Origin of the sequence: Methylosarcina fibrata AML-C10, from assembly GCF_000372865.1 — a bacterium.
GTDB classification, from domain to species: domain Bacteria; phylum Pseudomonadota; class Gammaproteobacteria; order Methylococcales; family Methylomonadaceae; genus Methylosarcina; species Methylosarcina fibrata.
This window is the reverse complement of sequence record NZ_KB889965.1, coordinates 2737910-2755214: the sequence shown is the minus strand read 5'-3', so window position 1 is coordinate 2755214 and position 17305 is coordinate 2737910. Positions and strand designations below refer to the sequence as shown.

Below are 17305 nucleotides of genomic sequence, written 5' to 3'. Positions count from 1 at the left end.
TTCGGATTATCATCGAGTATTGACGCGGTTCGCGGTTACTCATGAATGATTGCCCTTAGTCTAGAAGGAAACCCTGATGCATCCAGTTATAGAAAAAGTCACTCATCAAATCATTAAGCGCAGCCGCGAATCGCGTGCGATTTATCTGGCGCGTGTGGATTCGGCCGTCGAACAGGGACCCCGCCGTCTATCGCTGGCTTGCGGCAATTTGGCGCATGGCTTTGCCGCTTGTTCCGCAATCGAAAAAACCGATTTGACCGGCGACCGCAAAGCCAATATCGCCATCATTTCCGCTTACAACGACATGCTTTCCGCGCACGAGCCTTACAAGGATGCGCCCGCCCTGATCAAACAGGCCATCCGCGAAGCGGGCGGCGTCGCTCAGTTTGCCGGCGGCGTGCCGGCGATGTGCGACGGCGTGACCCAGGGCCAGCCGGGCATGGAACTGGGGCTGTTCAGCCGGGACGTGATTGCGATGGCGACCGCCGTCGGCCTCAGCCATAACATGTTCGACGGAGCCTTGTATTTGGGCATCTGCGACAAAATCGTGCCGGGATTGTTGATCGGCGCTCTGACCTTCGGGCATCTGCCGGCCGTTTTCGTGCCTTCCGGCCCGATGACCAGCGGCATTACCAACAAGGAAAAGGCGCGGGTCCGGCAAAAATACGCCGAGGGCAAGGTCGGGCGTCAGGAACTGCTGGAGTCCGAGTCCAAATCCTACCACAGCCCCGGCACCTGCACTTTTTACGGCACCGCCAACAGCAACCAGATGATGGTGGAAATCATGGGCCTGCATTTGCCCGGAAGCTCCTTCATCAATCCCTACACGCCGCTGCGCGACGAGCTGACCAAGGCGGCCGCCCGGCAGGTGTTGAAATTCACCGCGCTGGGCGACGATTTCCGTCCGATCGGCCACGTCGTCAACGAAAAGGCGATCGTCAATGCGATCATCGGCCTTTTGGCCACCGGGGGCTCCACCAATCTGACGCTGCATCTGGTCGCTGTGGCCCGGGCGGCCGGCATTCTTGTCAATTGGGACGATTTCGATCAATTGTCCCGGGTCATCCCCTTGTTGACCCGGATTTATCCGAACGGTCCGGCCGACGTCAATCATTTCCAGGCGGCCGGCGGCATGGGCGTATTGATTGCCGAACTGTTGAGCAACGGTTTATTGCATGAAGACATTCCAACGATTGCCGACGGACGCGGTCTCAGGAACTATACCCGGGAGCCCCATCTGGACAACGGCAAGCTGATCTGGAAGCCCTGTCCCGAGGCGTCGCTGGATGCCGAAGTGCTCGGCAGCGTGGCCCAACCGTTCGATATCACGGGCGGCCTCCACGTCATGCACGGCAATCTGGGACGCGGCATTTCCAAAGTGTCCGCCGTGGCCAAGTCGCACCGAGTGGTCGAAGCGCCGGCGGTGGTGTTCGACGATCAGGACGACATGATGGCGGCATTCAAGCGCGGCGAGCTGGAAAAGGATTTTGTCGCGGTCATCCGTTTCCAGGGACCGAAATCGAACGGCATGCCGGAACTGCACAAGCTGACCCCGCCGCTGGGCCTGTTGCAGGACAAAGGCTTCAAGGTCGCGCTGGTGACCGACGGCCGCATGTCGGGTGCTTCCGGCAAAGTGCCTTCGGCCATCCATATGTGTCCGGAATGCGCCGACGGCGGTCCCCTGGCGAAAGTGCGCAACGGCGACCTCATTCATCTGAACACCGAAACCGGGGAGGTGAACGTGCTCGTCGACAATGCCGAATTCAATGCGCGCACGCCGGCGGTCAATAGCGCCAGAGATCATCATCACGGCATGGGCCGGGAACTGTTCGCCGGTTTCCGCTTGAACGCCTCGTCGGCCGAGACCGGAGCGACCAACGTGTTCGTCAACGATTGACGGACGGTTTCGGCAGGCTTTTGAAATGGTACGGCGAATCCTCGTTGCCGATTGGAATAACGGCGTAAGCGCCGGATTGTTAAACTTGAACCGTGAGACCTATGCAAAAAAACCAGTGGAAAATCCAACCCAAAGACATTTTAAATGCGGGCCCGGTGATGCCCGTGATGGTGATTCAAAATCTCGACGACGCGGTGCCGCTGGCTCAGGCTCTGGTGGCGGGCGGCATCAAAGTACTGGAAATCACCCTGCGCACTCCGGTAGCGCTTGATGCCATTCGCCTGATCCGCAGGGAAGTCGGGGAAGCCGTCGTCGGCGCGGGCACCGTGGCCAATGCCGCTCAGTTGAAAGCCGTGGAAGAGGCCGGCGCCGTGTTTGCGATCAGCCCCGGCATTACTTCATCCTTGCTGGCGGCGGCCGCCTCGGGCGGCATCGCGCTCATTCCGGGGATCGCCACGCTTTCGGAGCTGATGCTGGGCATGGAGTACGGACTGGATCATTTCAAGTTTTTTCCGGCGGAAGCGGCGGGCGGCATACCGATGTTGAAAGCCATCGCGGGGCCCTTTCCCCAGATGACGTTTTGCCCGACCGGCGGCATCTCTCCGGACAATTATCAGGCTTATCTGCAACTGGGCAACGTCGCCTGCGTGGGCGGCTCCTGGCTGGCGCCGCAGGATGCGGTAAAATCGAAAAACTGGGAAAAAGTGACCGAATTGGCGCAACAGGCGATCGCCCGCGCCAAGACGGTTTAGCGAACGTGTAAACAACAGATACCCGGGAGATAGGGCAATGCCGTTATCGTGAAAACCGAAAACCGCTCCCGCAGATGATGTTCATGATTCGGGGGGGCGAAAGCTTCTTTATGTCGGTTAAGTTAAGAGAAAAACACGGTAGGGTGGATAAGCAAAGCGCATCCACCGCACGTCCGCCGGATGCGCTTTGCTTATTCGGCCTACGGAATTCCTTAATTTAACCCTCATGAAAATCGGCTTTCACTCCTTCTGATGAAAATGTATTTTTACGGTAAAGGCATTGAGAAATCCGGCAGGAGACGCCGCGATTTGCTTGATTATCAAGCGAAAGTGGTAGTTAATCGCCATGGTTTCTTAATATTTCCCGAACTTTATGGTAATGTCATACGGCTACGTGACAACAACTGAGAATCGATCCATGACCCAATCAACCAGTGTTACCTTAACTAGCAAAGATTCCAAGACATTATGCGAACTCCCCGTTTTGTCCGGAACGACGGGGCCTGATGTACTGGATGTTCAATCCCTTTATAAGCAAACGGGCATGTTTACTTATGATCCGGGTTTTACTTCGACAGCCAGTTGTCGTTCCGCCATCACTTATATCGATGGGGAAGCCGGCGTGTTGCTGTATCGAGGCTATCCGATCGAACAACTGGCAGAAAAATGCACTTTTCTGGAAGTCTGCTATCTGCTGCTCGAGGGCGAATTGCCGGATCACCAGCAATTGCAGGCGTTCGAGCGCAATATCACGCTTCATACCATGGTCCATGACCAGTTGAACAATTTCTTCAAAGGCTTCCGCCGAGACGCGCATCCCATGGCCATCATGGTGGGCGTCGTCGGCGCGCTGTCGGCTTTTTATCACGACGCCCTGGACATCCGTTCGAAATGCGACCGCCAGATGACCGCCATTCGCTTGCTGGCGAAAGTGCCGACGATCGTGGCGATGTGCCATAAATACAGCACCGGCACGCCGTTCATGTATCCCAAGAACAAACTGAGCTATGTCGAAAATTTCATGCGCATGATGCTGGCCACGCCCTGCGAGGAATTCGAACCCAATCCGGTTCTGGTCAAAGCCCTCGACCGCATTCTGATTCTGCACGCCGATCACGAGCAGAACGCCTCGACCTCGACCGTCCGGCTGGCGGGCTCCAGCGGCGCCAATCCGTTCGCCTGCATTACCGCCGGCATTGCCTGCCTGTGGGGCGCGGCGCACGGCGGTGCGAACGAAGCCGTGCTCAACATGCTCGAAGAAATTCAAGACGTGTCCCGGATCGGCATCTATATCGACAAAGCCAAGGACAAAAGCGATCCGTTCCGACTGATGGGGTTCGGTCACCGGGTCTATAAGAATCACGACCCGCGCGCCAAACTGATGCGCGAAACCTGCCATCAGGTGCTGACCGAGCTGGGCCTGTGCGACGACAAGATGTTCAAGCTGGCGCTGGAACTGGAGCGGATCGCGCTGGAAGACGAATATTTCATCGAGAAAAAACTGTATCCCAACGTCGATTTCTATTCCGGCATCGTCCTGCACGCGCTCGGCATTCCCAGCAAGATGTTCACCGCGATCTTTGCGATGGGCCGGACGGTGGGCTGGATTTCCCATTGGGATGAAATGATCGCCGATCCCGAACAGAAAATCGGGCGTCCCCGGCAGTTGTATACCGGCGCCGCGCGACGCGATGTTCCTGCAATCCATGGCAATGCGGTGTAACGGCCGGACAGGCGCCGGTTTACCCGCGGTGTGTAGCGTGAGAACGGCAGCGCCCGTGTCGCAGTTATAGACTCAAGCTGCGGCGAAGATGCCGCTCCCGTAAAGAGTTTTGATTGTCCAGGAAGATCAAGGTCTGACTGTGACCATGAAGATCGAAAGATGTCTGTGGGAGCGGCTCTTGTGCCCCATGGGATATTAGCCGCGATTAAACCTTGGTCGCGGCTAAAGCCGCTCCCGACGATTTTCATGATTCGGAATGACGGGGAAGCCTCTTCATGACGGTCAAGTCGAGCGAATCGTACGGTAAGACCTTGTTCACGGCTACCCTGAATTGAGCAGTTGAATTGATCGGGCTGCCAACCGGGCTGTTTGGCCCGTTTTTGATACAATCCAAATGATCCTGATGACAACACCTGAAACTATCGGATACCTCGCCGCCGTGCTGACGACCGCTTCCTTTTTGCCGCAGGCTGTTTTAACGATAAAAACAAAAAATACGGACTCTCTTTCCTTGTCGATGTACGGCTCGTTTACCCTGGGCGTCTTTTTATGGCTGGTTTACGGATGGTACCTGCGGGATAAGGCCATCATCGCCGCCAACGCCATTACCTTTGTATTGGCTTCGGCCATTCTGTACGTGAAAGTCCGCAATACGTTACGCAAGAAAAAGCCGCTCAGCCGGCCAGGCGCCGGCCGCTATTCCCGTTAATCCGGCGGTCCCTGCCGGCGGGATAATTTTAAAATACCGGCGTTCCGGTTAAGCCGTAAGGTCCCTCAATTGCCGCCGATACCGCGGTTTCGGACTTTCCGGGAATCCCCCAAGGCCCGATCGAGACACTAAAATGCCTTTTTATATAACGGTTTAGGATAATTAAGGTACAATACCCGCATCGTCGGCAACGGTGGAGAAAAGGCACGGCAAGGAATAATTGTGCCCTTTCCATGCCCTTTTTCTATACAATGGATTTTGTTCCTGCTTGACATACACATTTTCCGGCTGATCAAGAATTACAAGAAAATTCATGTTCGACTCACATCATTCATGGCGATGGAAGTAAAAAGCGTTATCAAAAAACACCCAATCGGCGGCATCGGCGGTTTCATCAACAGCGTGCAGACGCTTTTTGTCGCTACGCTAAGGATTTGGACGATTCCCATTGTCTTGATGTTGAGCATGGCGACGGGATTTACCACGTACTACGGCCTGTCTCATTTCATTCTGCCGTGGATTGCCTTGATCATTACCATTGCGATCCAGTCGATCATCGTGATCAGCTCTCTCGAAATCGCCGGCATGCACTGGAAAGCCAACAAACTGCGATTTTTCAGCGTGCTGGTTTCGCTGCTGATCGCGGTTTCTGCCTCCATCACCTTTTCTTATTTCAAGTTTTACGAAATTTCTCAAAGCGGCCCCATCCGGATAGAGCGTATGAATCAGGTGCGGAAGGAGGTCAGCGGTTATCTGACGGCCCTGGCCGGAGCCAGAAGCCGGATCCTGAAACTTCAGCAACAAGAACTGGAAAAGGCGTCGGCCGAAGTGACCGAGGCCTATTACGGAACGCATCCCGGCGTGCAGTCGGCCGGCAAAAACATGGTGGGGCAGGGGCCGTTTTTTCGCTATCAGAACCGGCTGTTTCAGGAAAAAAAGGAACAGGCCGCTCAGCTCGAGCGAAAACTCGAACTGTTGAACGATGACATCCGGTTCCTGCAGACCAGTCTCAATCAGTGGAATCTGAAGAACGCCGACGCGGAAAAACAATATCAAAGGATCGTCGCCGGTTTGCAGGAAGTGCAAATCAAATTCAATCAGTTGTCCGCCAACGGCGGCGTCATCGCGCCGGAAGCGCCGATTTTGATGACTTATGCCGAAATCACCCAGGGCGTCACCCCTTCCTTCGCGATGTGGAGAAATTTCTCGCTGTTCGCTTTTGTTTGTGCTTCGATGGCGGATTTCTTTACGGTGTTTTTGTCGTACCGGCTGGAATTTACCGCACCCGGCCCGTTGAGCGAGCGCGAGAAGGATCTGGTGTTCGAGTGCCTTCGGCAGTTCACCGAATTTAGAATCAACGAAAACGACGAACTGGAAATGGTGATCGAAAAATCCGAAATCGAAAAAGCCCGACGATATTCCGACTGGTCCAGGGTATTTGCCGTCGGTTTTTTGTTGAGCCGGGGATTTCTCAGGAAAATCGACAGCCGATCCGTGGAATTTGCCCCCAACCTGTATCCGTTGATTGCGGAACGCATGGGTTACCGGCTCAGCTCGATCAAAGCCCAGCCGTCCGTATCGTCCAAGTCCGAATTCAATGAGGCGCCCAATGAGCAGTGATTTATCGCCTTTCGATGCCTGGTTAAATGAAGCGAATCTGGCTTTCAACGAATCCAACCAGGATTTCTGGGACCCCGGATTCGACGGGGAAAGCCGGGTCGTTTATTCGAAGCTTGGACCCTATCGCAAGCTTTTTTTATGCCCGGCCAAATTCATCCCCCGCTTTTACCATCGCATTTACCCATTGCCGATCGAAGACTGGCATCTTTCCGTCCGGACCGAGCTGTACGGCGGATTGTGCACGATCGACGCCACGTTGACCGTCCATTTTCAGGCGACTTTCCGGTACGTGGAAAGAAACCCGGACGCCTTGCCCGACGTCAACGCCCATATCAAAGCCGGCTACGAAGGCCTGATCCGGACTTCGGCCGACGCGGAACTCCGGAATCTGCGGGAAGGCTACTGGATCCAGACCGGGCTGACCGACGTCGAACGGCAGATCGAAAACATCATCAACGAAACGCTGGTATTGAAGCAAATCAAGTGCCGCACGCTCTGTACGCTGAAGCCTTCCTTCGAAGAACTGCCGGACGAATCGAAACTCGACGGCCGTTTCATGCAGGAATCGGTCTATCTTAACATCGTCAAAAAGAATTTCGAGTTCCGCGAAAAACAGAGCCGCGAACTCTTCCGGCAGGAAGAACAACTGGAAAAAGAACGCCTGCAGCAGCTCGATCAGGTCAATGAGATCAAAAAGCGGAAACTGGTGCTGGAAAGCGAAAACATCAAGCGTTTGCTAAAGGAACAGGGAAAGCAGAACATCGAGCAGTACGCGATCGAGGTGGAACTGCATGCCGAGAAAGTCAGGCACCAACTGCGCCTGCAGGAAATCGAAAAAGCCGCAGAGCTTAAGTTTCAGAAAGAGCAGCAACTGCGCGAGCTGGAACTGGAGCGGCAGATGCAGGAGAAAAGGCTCGAACACGAAGCGAGGATGAAGGAAAGAGAGCTCAAAGTGGATTATGAGTCCCAGGAAGCGGAACTGCTGGAGAAACAGAAAATTGAAGAACAACTGGAGGCCGCCCGCATCGCCCATCAAACCCGGTTACGGGAAATGCAGCTTCTGGCTGAAATCAAGGAACTGGAACTGCGCGTGGAAGTCACCAAAAACAAGGACCAGTATCTGCACCGGCAGATCGAATGGCTGGTTCTCGACAAGCAGCGGGCCGAATTGACTCGCGCCATCAAGGAAGCGGAGCAGGACGTCGACGATACGTTCGGCTAGGCGTTCGGCTGCCTGAATCCGATCCGATTTTCGCTTAGACTCACAGGCCTCCTTATTCCGTCGGGGCCGATCTTCTGTTTCGTCAAGAAAGGCGGTCGAAGCGTTATTTCCCTTTTTAATTTATGCCTGAATTTTCAGCGTGCGCAGACTTCAGCTCCACGAACAGCAAGAAACTACAGTTCCCAAGCGGCGTTTAAAGCTGCGTCCTAATTTTCATCACTCGATTCTGCTGTTTTTTCTGGCATTGGCCCATTATGTCCTGATGTATGGAACCAACGTCATGCTGGCCCACGCTTTGAACATCGGAGAGTTCAATGATTACACGGTCGCCGTTTCGACCGTCACCATGCTGTCGACGTTTGCCACGCTGGGCCTCGAGAAATATGCCCTGCAGGCTTTTCCGCTGTTTCGGGAACGGCAGGACTGGCGGCGCTATCGGGGATTCTGGCGGTTCTCGTTGCGCACGATTTTAGGCTTCGCTCTTTTTTTAACGGTGGCTCTCGGTGTTTCCCTGGAATCCATACTGGCCATCCACGGAGCGAATTACCATATTGCCATCGTCGTGTATGCGGGTTTCTTGCCGGTTATCGGCGTCGGTTTGTATCTGGTTGAATTTCATGCCGCGCATGGCGCTTATTTGCTCAGCGTCACGATTTACCGGTTATTGTTGCCGGCGCTTTATCTTTTTTTTCTCATCGGGATTTCCATCAGCCTGGCCCGTTTATCCGCCCTGATTGCGGTGAGTTGTTACGGCATGGCCTGGACGATGGTCAGTTTACTGATGCTGAGGCTAAGCTCTTTTTTCAAACCGCTGGCCGTCGATCACGCCGATCCTTTGATCAACGGCGCGAGCTGGTTGAGAAATTCCCTGCCGTTGGTCATGAACAGTTTGATGATGACCGTCATGACCAGCAGCGGAGTCGTCATTCTGGTACTGTTGTTTCCGTCGAGCCGGGAAGTCGGCATTTACGCTGCCGCCGCGCAGACCGGCAGTTTTATCTCGCTGATCGGCACGTCGACCAATCGGTATTATCTGCCGATGATGGCGGCCTTCATGGAACATCGGGACAAGGATTCGATCCGGCAGTTGCTGCAGGAGCGGGCGTTGATCGTCGGCGGTTTGATCCTGTCGTTGCTGATTATCATTTATTGGTACGGCGACAACATTCTCGGGTTATTCGGAGCTCATTTTTCCACCGGCTATACGGCTTTGGTCATCATCGCGGTCGGGGCTGCGATCAGCGCATTATACGCCGACATACCTTATTATTTGCAGTTTATGGGCCGCAAGCGGATTGTGTTCTATTCAACTCTGGCGGCGACCTCGTCGATGGTCCTGCTGAGTTTCGTGTTGGGTTCGAGCCTCGGCATGACCGGCGTGGCGTTTGCCTACATGACGTCGGTGACGCTTTTGTTCCTCGGCTTGCGGATCATCGCGGAACTGCATTTCAAGCGCTGGTAGCGGCCGCACGGTTTTTGCCGGAGGCGAAATCGGTCTCTGTTGCGGAAACGGTAAAATCGAAAAAATCAATGCCATTCATGCGGGATATCGGCAACAAACGCTAAAAATTTGCCGAAAGACAACAAATCGATTGAATTGTTGCATTGTCATCAAATTGTCATAAAGCGGTCATAAAGCTGTCATCTGACTTTCCTATTCTTGCTCCAGTTTTTTTGTTAACCAACTGTGAGCAAGCACTACATGAAATTATCCACTCTGACTCTGGCAGTGACCGCGGCTCTGGGCGCCGGCGCTGCTTCGTCCGCTTATGCCATCGATTTGTATGTCGACGTCAAAACCAAACAGATTTACGCCGAGCCCGGCCGTAACCGGGTAAAGATGGGCTCCTTCGTCCAGGTCGACGAAATGGCGCCCGCAGCGCAGCCGGCGCAAAGCGAAGAGCTGGCCGCTGTGAAACAGGATCTCGAAATGAAGACCAACGAAATCAAGGCGTTGCAGGAGCACATGACCGAAGCCGAAAAAGTGAAGGTCACCATGGATAAAAAAGGCTTGCAAGTTGAATCTGCGGATAAGGATTTCCAGTTTAAACTGGGCGGGCGTATTCAGGCCGACGCCAACTACAGCAACAACGATGATTTTGTTGAAGCGGGCACGACAGATCATGTTGAAGCCAATGACGGCACGGAATTCCGCCGCGCACGGATTGATTTTACAGGTGTCTTCTTTAAAGACTGGAATTTTAAGACCCAAGCGGATTTCGCTGATAACAGCGTTGCCATGAAAGATTTATTTATGGAATACACCGGTTTGAATTTCATGAACGTTACCGGCGGTCAACAGAAGCAAAACTTCAGCAGGGAATTGCTGGAAAGTTCCAATGACTTGATGTTTACCGAACGGTCATTGATGAACGTATTAAATGGCCCGGTTGTTGACCGGGCGATCGGTCTGAATCTTCAAAGTAAAGCCAAGGACACATGGACCGCAGCCCTCGGTATTTACGGAGATACGATTTCAGCCAATAAAAATAACGGTAAAGCCGATGAAGGCTGGAGTGTTTCCGGGCGCACCACTTATGCCCCGATTGATGAAAAAGGGAAGATGATATACGCAGGTATTGCCGGCAATTACCGGGCGCCAAACGCTAATGACCAAGTTCTTGATAAAGGGTTGGTATATGAATATGAAACCGACCATATGTCCAACCTCTTTTTAATAGAAACCCCTGTTAAAAACATTAACAACATTAAAATGTTGGGGCTGGAAACCGGGGGCATCTACGGACCTTTTTCAGCAAGTGCGGAATATACGCGTACCTGGCTTGATCGAAAAGATTCAGGCAATGACAATCTTGAATTTGACGGATGGTATGTAGACGCGGCATGGTCAATAACAGGCGAATCGCGCAAGTTCAAAAGCGGCAAATTTTATAAGATAGATCCAACTAAAAATTTCAGTTTGAAAAATGGCGGTTGGGGCGCTTGGGAACTGGCGACACGATATTCGGCGGTCGACCTCAACGACGGTTCTTTCAAAGGGGGCGAGCTATCGAACATCACTGTTGCTTTAAACTGGTACTTTAATAGCAATTTCCGGTTAATGGCTGATTACACTAGAGCGTTCAGTATTAAAAATCCGGCTGTTACAACCGTTTCAGGCGGCGATCCGGACAATAACAATACATTTACCCTACGCGCACAATTAGCATACTAAATCAGATAATATAAAATTGATAAAAAGCCGTGCCGTTTTATCGGTGCGGCTTTTTTTATTGGCACAAATTCATATATCATGTACGGTTGAAGCTGACCAAAGCTTCGGAAACCATAATATAAACCATTAAATTAAATTCAGAGCTATTTTGAGATCATTCGATATTCTTAAACTGTTGCCCATCTTCTTGTTGTCCGCTTGTGCGGTAACGCCCTCGACATCGCAGCGGCAATGGGCTCTCGAACCCGTCAGTCTGTACGATTCCGGCTATCGGGAAGGCACCGAGATCATCAGCGTTCAGCAAGCGACGTTGCGGGCGGTGCTGAACAATTACGAAACCGGCGAAGTCGATCTAATCGACGTTGGCCGCCCCGAACATTTGCAGCGAATTGCCCGGTTCAGCCTGGGGCTGCATCCGGGTGAAGAACTGACCTCGGTGGCGTTTCATCCGTCGGAAGATCTGTTTGCGGCCACTGTCGATGCCGGCGTCAACCCCGGCCGGCTGGAAATCCGCTCGGCGTCGACCGGTGCCTTGGTCGACCGCATCATCGTCGGGTTCGGCCCGGATGCGGTAGTCTTTTCTGCCGACGGCCGGCTCGCCGTGATCGCCAATGAAGGCGAGGATTTTCTCTTCGAGCCGAATGCCAAGCAATTTTTCAAGCCGGAAGGCAGCATTTCGATTGTTCGATTCAACCGATCCGGCCATATCGTCCATCACAAGAATCTGGAACTGGCGAACAATATAAATAACGAAGGCTTCATCGTAACTCAGGGCGGCCGGTTTTTAGAGAGAGAAATCGACTGGAACGGCGACGGCAAGATCAGCAAAAAACTCGATTTTGACGGCAACGGTAAAATCGAAAAGAAAAAGATTTTGCTGGGTACCTTCGAAGGCCATGAGGTGTTCGGAGCGGAACAGAACGGCGAAAAGAAAATAATGATACCGGTAAAGTCCAACTCGCTGGGTTTATTAGAGCCGGAATATATCGCAATCACTTCGGACGGAAAGAAGGCTTACGTTACGCTTCAGGAAGACGATGCCGTTGCTTACGTTGATCTGGCGCATGAGCGAGTGACCGGTTACTGCGCTCTCGGCATCGCGAAGCACAAAGTCGATGCCCGCTACGACGGCTGGATCCAGTTCAATCAATCGATGACGGGGCTTCGGGAGCCCGACGGCATCGCGCTGACGGACAAAGGCCGTTATTTCGTCACCGCCGACGAGGGCGATACCGAAGCGGATCCGACCGATCCCGAGCAGCCGATGAGCGGCGGACGCACGGTCAGTGTCTTCGATGCGGCAACGGGCGTCTTGCTGGGCGATACCGGCAGCCAAATCGATGAAGTCGCCTTTGCCAACCAGGTTTATCCCGAGCGCCGCAGCAACAAAAAAGGCTCCGAACCGGAAATGCTGGTGTCGTTCGATCTGGACGGCGTGCCGTTCGTCGCGGTCGGCATGGAAAGAGCCGGGGCGGTGGAATTGATTTCGCTGGCCGATCCTTATCATCCCAAAGTCGTATCGCTGGGCAAAATGGCCGGAGAAGAAGGCAAATCGCCCGAAGGCATAGCCCACTATATGATCGGCGATGAACATTATCTGCTGACTGCGAATGAAATGAGCGGCACCGTGGAATGCTTCAAGATTGTAAAAACGCCGCTTGATGGATCATAAAAACTGGTTGGGTAAGGGAGTAAGCCTGGAATGGACAGAAAAGGGAAGGGCTATCGGCGGGAGATTGTTGAGGGTGTTGAAAAAAAGGCCGCTGACGCGGCCTTTTAATTCCGGCTTGTTTCTTTCTTACGGAGCTTATTTGATTTTGAAGCCGGTGATCCGGATCAGATCGTCGGTCGGATAATCGTCGAATAGGGCGCAGTCGCTGCCGTCGATACAGCCGGCATCGTCGCTGTGCTGGATGTGGACGTAAGCGGTTTTGCCGTCGCCGGTAAAAATGAAGCCTGTAGGTTCGGCGCTGCTGTCCCTGACCGACAGAACCCTCACGCAGCCGTCCGACTTGAGGTCGCGGTCGGCGCCGTCCGGCAGGCAGGCCCAGATGTCGCCGAAAGGATTGTCTTCAATCACGTACATATTGCCCGTGACCGGCTGGAACGCCAGGTTGTCGGGTTGATTGAGCTCTTCGTCGCCTTCGACGGCGCGGTTTGCCGTGGCCACGGCAAATCCTTTGTCTTCTCCGCTATCGGCCAGATAAGTCAGGCCGTGGGCGTTGACTTCCGGATCATCGACCGTTTTTTCGCCGGTGCCTGCGGGATTCGTATCGATCAGGCACATCACTTCGCCGTGATTTTGAGCGCTGCTGTTGCCGGTATTGGTCCAGCAGAATCGAACGCCGTCGCCGGTGTAGGATGGATCGAAATGCCCGTCTTCGGGGCGGTAAAATCCGGTTGCGGAGTTGGCGCCGGCCGACGTACGCAAGTTGGCCGGATCCACTTTCACCCAGGCGCCTTCGCCGATTTCACAACCCTGGCCGAATTGCGGAAAACTGCCGCTGGTTCTCGGCTGGCAGGAAGCCTGATAGGCGTAAACGTTGCCTGCCACCAACGGTGACTGACTCAAGCTGGCGACGGGCGTGGTGCCGTCCCACTGCGCATTGGGCACAAATTTGAACAGGCTGCCGCCGTCGGCATCGGGGCCGCCCGATCCGGGGCGCTCTTCATCGCCGTAATAGACAACGCCGCCGGCGGTCAGGTCGAGTCCTTCCCAGGCCAGTTTCCCGACGGCGCCGCGGTATTCGATCTGTCCGGTCACCGCATTGCCCGAGCTGTCGGTCGTGTTGCTTTCGCCCCGAGCCGCGAGTGTTTGCTCGGTCGTGGTCAGAGGGTTCAGGATCTCGTAGAGACCGCCGTCATCCGTTTCTTCGGTCACGACAATCGTGTTCCAGGGCGTGCGCCGGATGCCGTCGCAACTGATCATGCCTCTCAGGATCGTGCGCACTTCGCCGGTGGCGAGTTCGATCGTTTGCACGGAAGGCTCCAGCTTGGGCACGGTGCCGTCATAAGTCCCGATTTGAGAATTGCCGGCTTCGACACAACTGACGATATGCGTCGGATGGACGTCGTTAGGCCAGAAAGCGATCATGTCGGAGCTGTCGGCTATCTTGCGGCTCACGATGTCGGCTTTCAGACCGGGCGCCAGCTTGATCAGACTCGCTGCCGTTTGCTCGGGCGCTCTCGGCACGCCGGTGGTTTCGGAATCGAGCAACGGCTTCAGAAAACCGAAATATTGCCTGGCGTGGGCCAGTAAATAATCCTGAACTTTGACTCCGAAATCAGGGGCGGCCGCCGCAGGTCCCGCTGCCGCCAGACCGATAGCCAAAGAAAGTAAGTTTTTTTTCATTAAAGGTTCTCCTGGTTGAGTGGATGGCTTCAGGAGGAACACTTTAAAATTTTTGTATTAAAAGCCGGCTACCGTTTGATGACGGTTGCATGACCATGACGTTGAAACAGCCTTTGAGAAATCCACAATAAACAGGAATCCGAAGTCGGCAAACGACAGAAATGCATCCTGAACGACGAAGCCTGTTTCCGTATTATCTAAAGCCTTTTCGGTTTGCGTGTACGGATTGAGGGTAGGGGCGAATTCATTCGCCCCTACCCGTGATATGAAGACGCTCCAGGCTATCAATAAGCCGAGTCTCAGGTTTCGCCGAATTCTTCGGTGCGGTAACGGAACACCCGTATCCGATCGGACCAGTAATCTTCCGGCAAGCCGGCTTTTTGTTTCAACTGTCGGAGAAAATCCCGAGGTTTCGGCAGCGATTGCCAGACCGAAGGCAGGAAAGTGCCGCGGCGATTGCCTTCTTCCAGAATCAGGCCGTCGACGCCCGGCTGCAGATGTTCGATCAGATCCTGCTCGGATGCAAAGGGTAGGGGTTCGGCCGGGGTGAGGATGGAAATATGAATGTCCAATTCGTTGAACTCGCTTGTCTCGACCGGAGGAAAGCGGGGGTCCTTGAAGGCGGCGGCAAAGGCGTTCTCGGAGACGTCGACCGCCAACGGCCGAGCCGCTTTCAATAGACCGATGCAGCCCCGCAATTGGCGGTTTTTATGGAGAGTGACGAAAGTGGCGCGAAGTTCGGCCAATTCGGAGGAAAAGTCGGTCGGATCGACCGCCGGCGGCCGGCCGGTGCGCAAACCGTGGCGGATCGAATTTTTCGCCAGTTCCAAAAGTTGCTGGCGCTGAAGCTTAGTCAACGACGTAGGCGCCATAGCCCACCACCCGCCGTTTGTCGCCCGCCGTATCGCCGGAGTTGCGCAGATCGATGTTTCTGACGGTCAAGGATTTTTCGCCGGCCAGTTTCAATAAGCCACTGACGGGAACCATGCCGCAGGCGAAATCGGGGGCTAGTTTTTCGTATTGCAGATTCTCGATCAGATCGGTGGTGGCTTTATCCAGTTTCTGGCAGGTTGCGTAGTCGTGGTAATGGCTTAAATCCGAACTGATGACGATCAGCGTTTCCTCTCCTCCCCATAATACTTTCAGAACCTGGCTCACCTGTTCGGCGGTCGCATCGCCGGCGACGATGGGCACGATTTTGAAGCTGTCCAGCGTTTCCTGCAAAAACGGCAGTTGCACTTCCAGGCTGTGCTCGAAGGTATGGGCCTGTTCGAGGCATTGCACGAACGGCAGTTGCATCAGGATGCGGACCGCGTCCTGATCGACCGGAACGCTGCCGAGGGGCGTAATGAAGTTTTGCGCTTTACTCACCGCCAGTCCGCTAAATCCGACCCGGTGCGACGGGCCGATCAGGACCACGCGATTGATCACGTCGTGCGCCTTGATCAGCCGGGCATAAGCCGTCGCGGCTACCGGCCCCGAATAAATATAGCCGGCGTGAGGCGCAATGATGGCTTTGGGAACTTTTCTCGAGGTTTCGGCATCATTCAAATATTCGTCCAGGATTTGGTGAAGTTCGCGGGGATTGTCCGGATAGAAAGTTCCAGCTACTGCGGGTTGTCTATTCATTGGGATAATCCTTATAGTTATCGTTAACAAGCTTTAGGACCATGGGGACTCAATAGGCTCATTGAAAAATTATATGACTCTTGCCGATCTTTAGATGATAGAGAAATTTGATAGGTTCCCGGAGAATTTATGACCGATTTTATAACTTACGATACGGTAAAAACCAAGTACTGGCACGTGCTGAACGATGGCCGGATTCAATGCGACGTATGTCCGCGCTTCTGTAAATTGCACGAAGGCCAGCGGGGGCTCTGCTTCGTCAGGCAGAACCTCAATAACGAAATCGTCATGACCAGTTACGGCCGTTCCAGCGGCTTTGCCATCGATCCCATCGAAAAGAAACCGCTCAATCATTTTTTACCGGGCAGCTCGGTGTTCTCTTTCGGCACCGCCGGCTGCAACCTGGCCTGCAAATTCTGCCAGAACTGGGACATCAGCAAATCACGGGAAATGGATACCCTGATGAGCAAGGCGTCGCCCGAGGCCATTGCCCAGGCGGCGCGCGAACACGGCTGCCGGAGCGTCGCCTATACCTATAACGATCCGGTCGTTTTTCACGAATATGCGATCGACACGGCCAAGGCCTGCCGAAGTCTCGGTCTGAAGTCGGTGGCGGTATCGGCCGGTTATGTCTGCGAAGAACCCAGGACTGAATTTTATCAGTGGATGGACGCGGCCAATATCGATTTAAAAGCCTTCACGGAGCATTTTTATCATCTGATCACCGGCGGGCATTTGCAGCCCGTCCTGGACACCCTGAAATACATCAAGCACGAAACTTCGGTCTGGCTGGAACTGACGACCCTGCTGATCCCGGAGGCAAACGATTCGGAAAAGGAACTGGAAGAGATGACGCAGTGGGTGGTGGAAAACCTGGGACCGGACGTGCCGATGCATTTTACCGCCTTTCACCCCGACTGGAAAATGCTCGACAAGCCGAGAACGCCGAAGTCCACCCTGGTGAAGGCCAGAGAGATCGCCTTGAAAAACGGCGTGCGCTACGCCTACGTCGGCAACGTGCACGACAGGACGGGAGGAAGCACCTATTGCCACCGTTGCGGGCAATTGTTGATCGGCCGTGACTGGTACGAACTGCTGGAGTGGCATACCGATGCATCCGGAGAGTGCCCTTCCTGCGGCGAGAAGTGCGCCGGGGTGTTCGAGGACAAGCCGGGCCACTGGGGCGCTAAACGGCAGTCGGTGGCTTTGGGTTAGATTCCGGCGCG

General features: G+C 54.2%; 13 protein-coding genes. 10 read left to right on the top strand and 3 right to left on the bottom strand.

Translation table 11 applies throughout. From position 1 onward, the window contains the following. The first annotated feature begins 76 nt into the window (after positions 1-76). From edd to A3OW_RS0112955, 9 genes are all read left to right on the top strand, one after another. On the top strand, positions 77-1897 hold the full coding sequence (gene edd / locus A3OW_RS0113000) for a phosphogluconate dehydratase (protein WP_020563876.1): 1821 nt from the start codon (positions 77-79) through the stop codon (positions 1895-1897). Positions 1898-1998: 101 nt separating this feature from the next. Then, positions 1999-2649, top strand: coding sequence for a bifunctional 4-hydroxy-2-oxoglutarate aldolase/2-dehydro-3-deoxy-phosphogluconate aldolase (locus tag A3OW_RS0112995; RefSeq protein WP_020563875.1), 651 nt, complete (start codon positions 1999-2001; stop codon positions 2647-2649). A 418-nt stretch (positions 2650-3067) separates the two neighbouring features. Further along, complete coding sequence (gltA, locus tag A3OW_RS0112990) at positions 3068-4372, top strand: citrate synthase (protein ID WP_033411737.1); 1305 nt, start codon at positions 3068-3070, stop codon at positions 4370-4372. Between the two features lie 403 nt (positions 4373-4775). Beyond that, positions 4776-5081: a SemiSWEET family sugar transporter gene (locus A3OW_RS0112985; RefSeq protein ID WP_332309807.1), complete on the top strand. Its 306-nt coding sequence runs from the start codon at positions 4776-4778 to the stop codon at positions 5079-5081. Between the two features lie 333 nt (positions 5082-5414). Further along, on the top strand, positions 5415-6701 hold the full coding sequence (locus A3OW_RS0112980; RefSeq protein WP_020563872.1) for a hypothetical protein: 1287 nt from the start codon (positions 5415-5417) through the stop codon (positions 6699-6701). After that, positions 6691-7923 (top strand): coiled-coil domain-containing protein, encoded by a 1233-nt coding sequence (locus A3OW_RS0112975; protein ID WP_020563871.1) that lies wholly within the window; start codon positions 6691-6693, stop codon positions 7921-7923. Before A3OW_RS0112980 ends, A3OW_RS0112975 begins: the two co-directional genes overlap by 11 nt. 139 nt (positions 7924-8062) lie before the next feature. Beyond that, a complete protein-coding gene (locus tag A3OW_RS0112970; protein WP_020563870.1) occupies positions 8063-9385 on the top strand; it encodes a lipopolysaccharide biosynthesis protein in 1323 nt (440 codons plus the stop codon). A 240-nt stretch (positions 9386-9625) separates the two neighbouring features. Next, positions 9626-11098 (top strand): OprO/OprP family phosphate-selective porin, encoded by a 1473-nt coding sequence (locus A3OW_RS0112960; protein WP_020563868.1) that lies wholly within the window; start codon positions 9626-9628, stop codon positions 11096-11098. Positions 11099-11246: 148 nt separating this feature from the next. After that, positions 11247-12770 (top strand): choice-of-anchor I domain-containing protein, encoded by a 1524-nt coding sequence (locus tag A3OW_RS0112955; protein ID WP_020563867.1) that lies wholly within the window; start codon positions 11247-11249, stop codon positions 12768-12770. 135 nt (positions 12771-12905) lie between these two features. Here A3OW_RS0112955 and A3OW_RS0112950 read toward each other — a convergent pair whose 3' ends face one another. From A3OW_RS0112950 to amrB, 3 genes are all read right to left on the bottom strand, one after another. After that, positions 12906-14450: an alkaline phosphatase PhoX gene (locus tag A3OW_RS0112950; protein WP_020563866.1), complete on the bottom strand. Its 1545-nt coding sequence runs from the start codon at positions 14448-14450 to the stop codon at positions 12906-12908. Positions 14451-14749: 299 nt separating this feature from the next. Continuing rightward, entirely contained in the window at positions 14750-15322 is a 573-nt protein-coding gene (gene amrA, locus A3OW_RS0112945) for an AmmeMemoRadiSam system protein A (RefSeq protein ID WP_020563865.1), read from the bottom strand. Beyond that, positions 15300-16079: an AmmeMemoRadiSam system protein B gene (gene amrB, locus A3OW_RS0112940; protein WP_020563864.1), complete on the bottom strand. Its 780-nt coding sequence runs from the start codon at positions 16077-16079 to the stop codon at positions 15300-15302. The genes amrA and amrB overlap by 23 nt, the downstream gene beginning before the upstream one ends. 129 nt (positions 16080-16208) lie before the next feature. On the opposite strand from amrB, the gene amrS reads away from it, so the two are divergent. After that, the gene (amrS, locus tag A3OW_RS0112935) at positions 16209-17294 is read left to right on the top strand and encodes an AmmeMemoRadiSam system radical SAM enzyme (protein ID WP_020563863.1); all 1086 of its coding nucleotides are present in this window, start codon (positions 16209-16211) and stop codon (positions 17292-17294) included. The last annotated feature ends 11 nt before the right edge of the window (positions 17295-17305 follow it).

What these genes read in the sequence shown, in the direction of transcription:
- A3OW_RS0112975 (WP_020563871.1), top strand. Translation starts at nt 6,691, where the DNA reads ATGAGCAGTGATTTATCGCCTTTCGATGCCTGGTTAAATGAAGCGAAT.
- A3OW_RS0112985 (WP_332309807.1), top strand. Translation starts at nt 4,776, where the DNA reads ATGACAACACCTGAAACTATCGGATACCTCGCCGCCGTGCTGACGACC.
- A3OW_RS0112960 (WP_020563868.1), top strand. Translation starts at nt 9,626, where the DNA reads ATGAAATTATCCACTCTGACTCTGGCAGTGACCGCGGCTCTGGGCGCC.
- amrS (WP_020563863.1), top strand. Translation starts at nt 16,209, where the DNA reads ATGACCGATTTTATAACTTACGATACGGTAAAAACCAAGTACTGGCAC.
- A3OW_RS0112995 (WP_020563875.1), top strand. Translation starts at nt 1,999, where the DNA reads ATGCAAAAAAACCAGTGGAAAATCCAACCCAAAGACATTTTAAATGCG.
- A3OW_RS0112980 (WP_020563872.1), top strand. Translation starts at nt 5,415, where the DNA reads ATGGCGATGGAAGTAAAAAGCGTTATCAAAAAACACCCAATCGGCGGC.
- amrB (WP_020563864.1), bottom strand. Translation starts at nt 16,079, where the DNA reads ATGAATAGACAACCCGCAGTAGCTGGAACTTTCTATCCGGACAATCCC.
- amrA (WP_020563865.1), bottom strand. Translation starts at nt 15,322, where the DNA reads ATGGCGCCTACGTCGTTGACTAAGCTTCAGCGCCAGCAACTTTTGGAA.
- edd (WP_020563876.1), top strand. Translation starts at nt 77, where the DNA reads ATGCATCCAGTTATAGAAAAAGTCACTCATCAAATCATTAAGCGCAGC.
- gltA (WP_033411737.1), top strand. Translation starts at nt 3,068, where the DNA reads ATGACCCAATCAACCAGTGTTACCTTAACTAGCAAAGATTCCAAGACA.
- A3OW_RS0112950 (WP_020563866.1), bottom strand. Translation starts at nt 14,450, where the DNA reads ATGAAAAAAAACTTACTTTCTTTGGCTATCGGTCTGGCGGCAGCGGGA.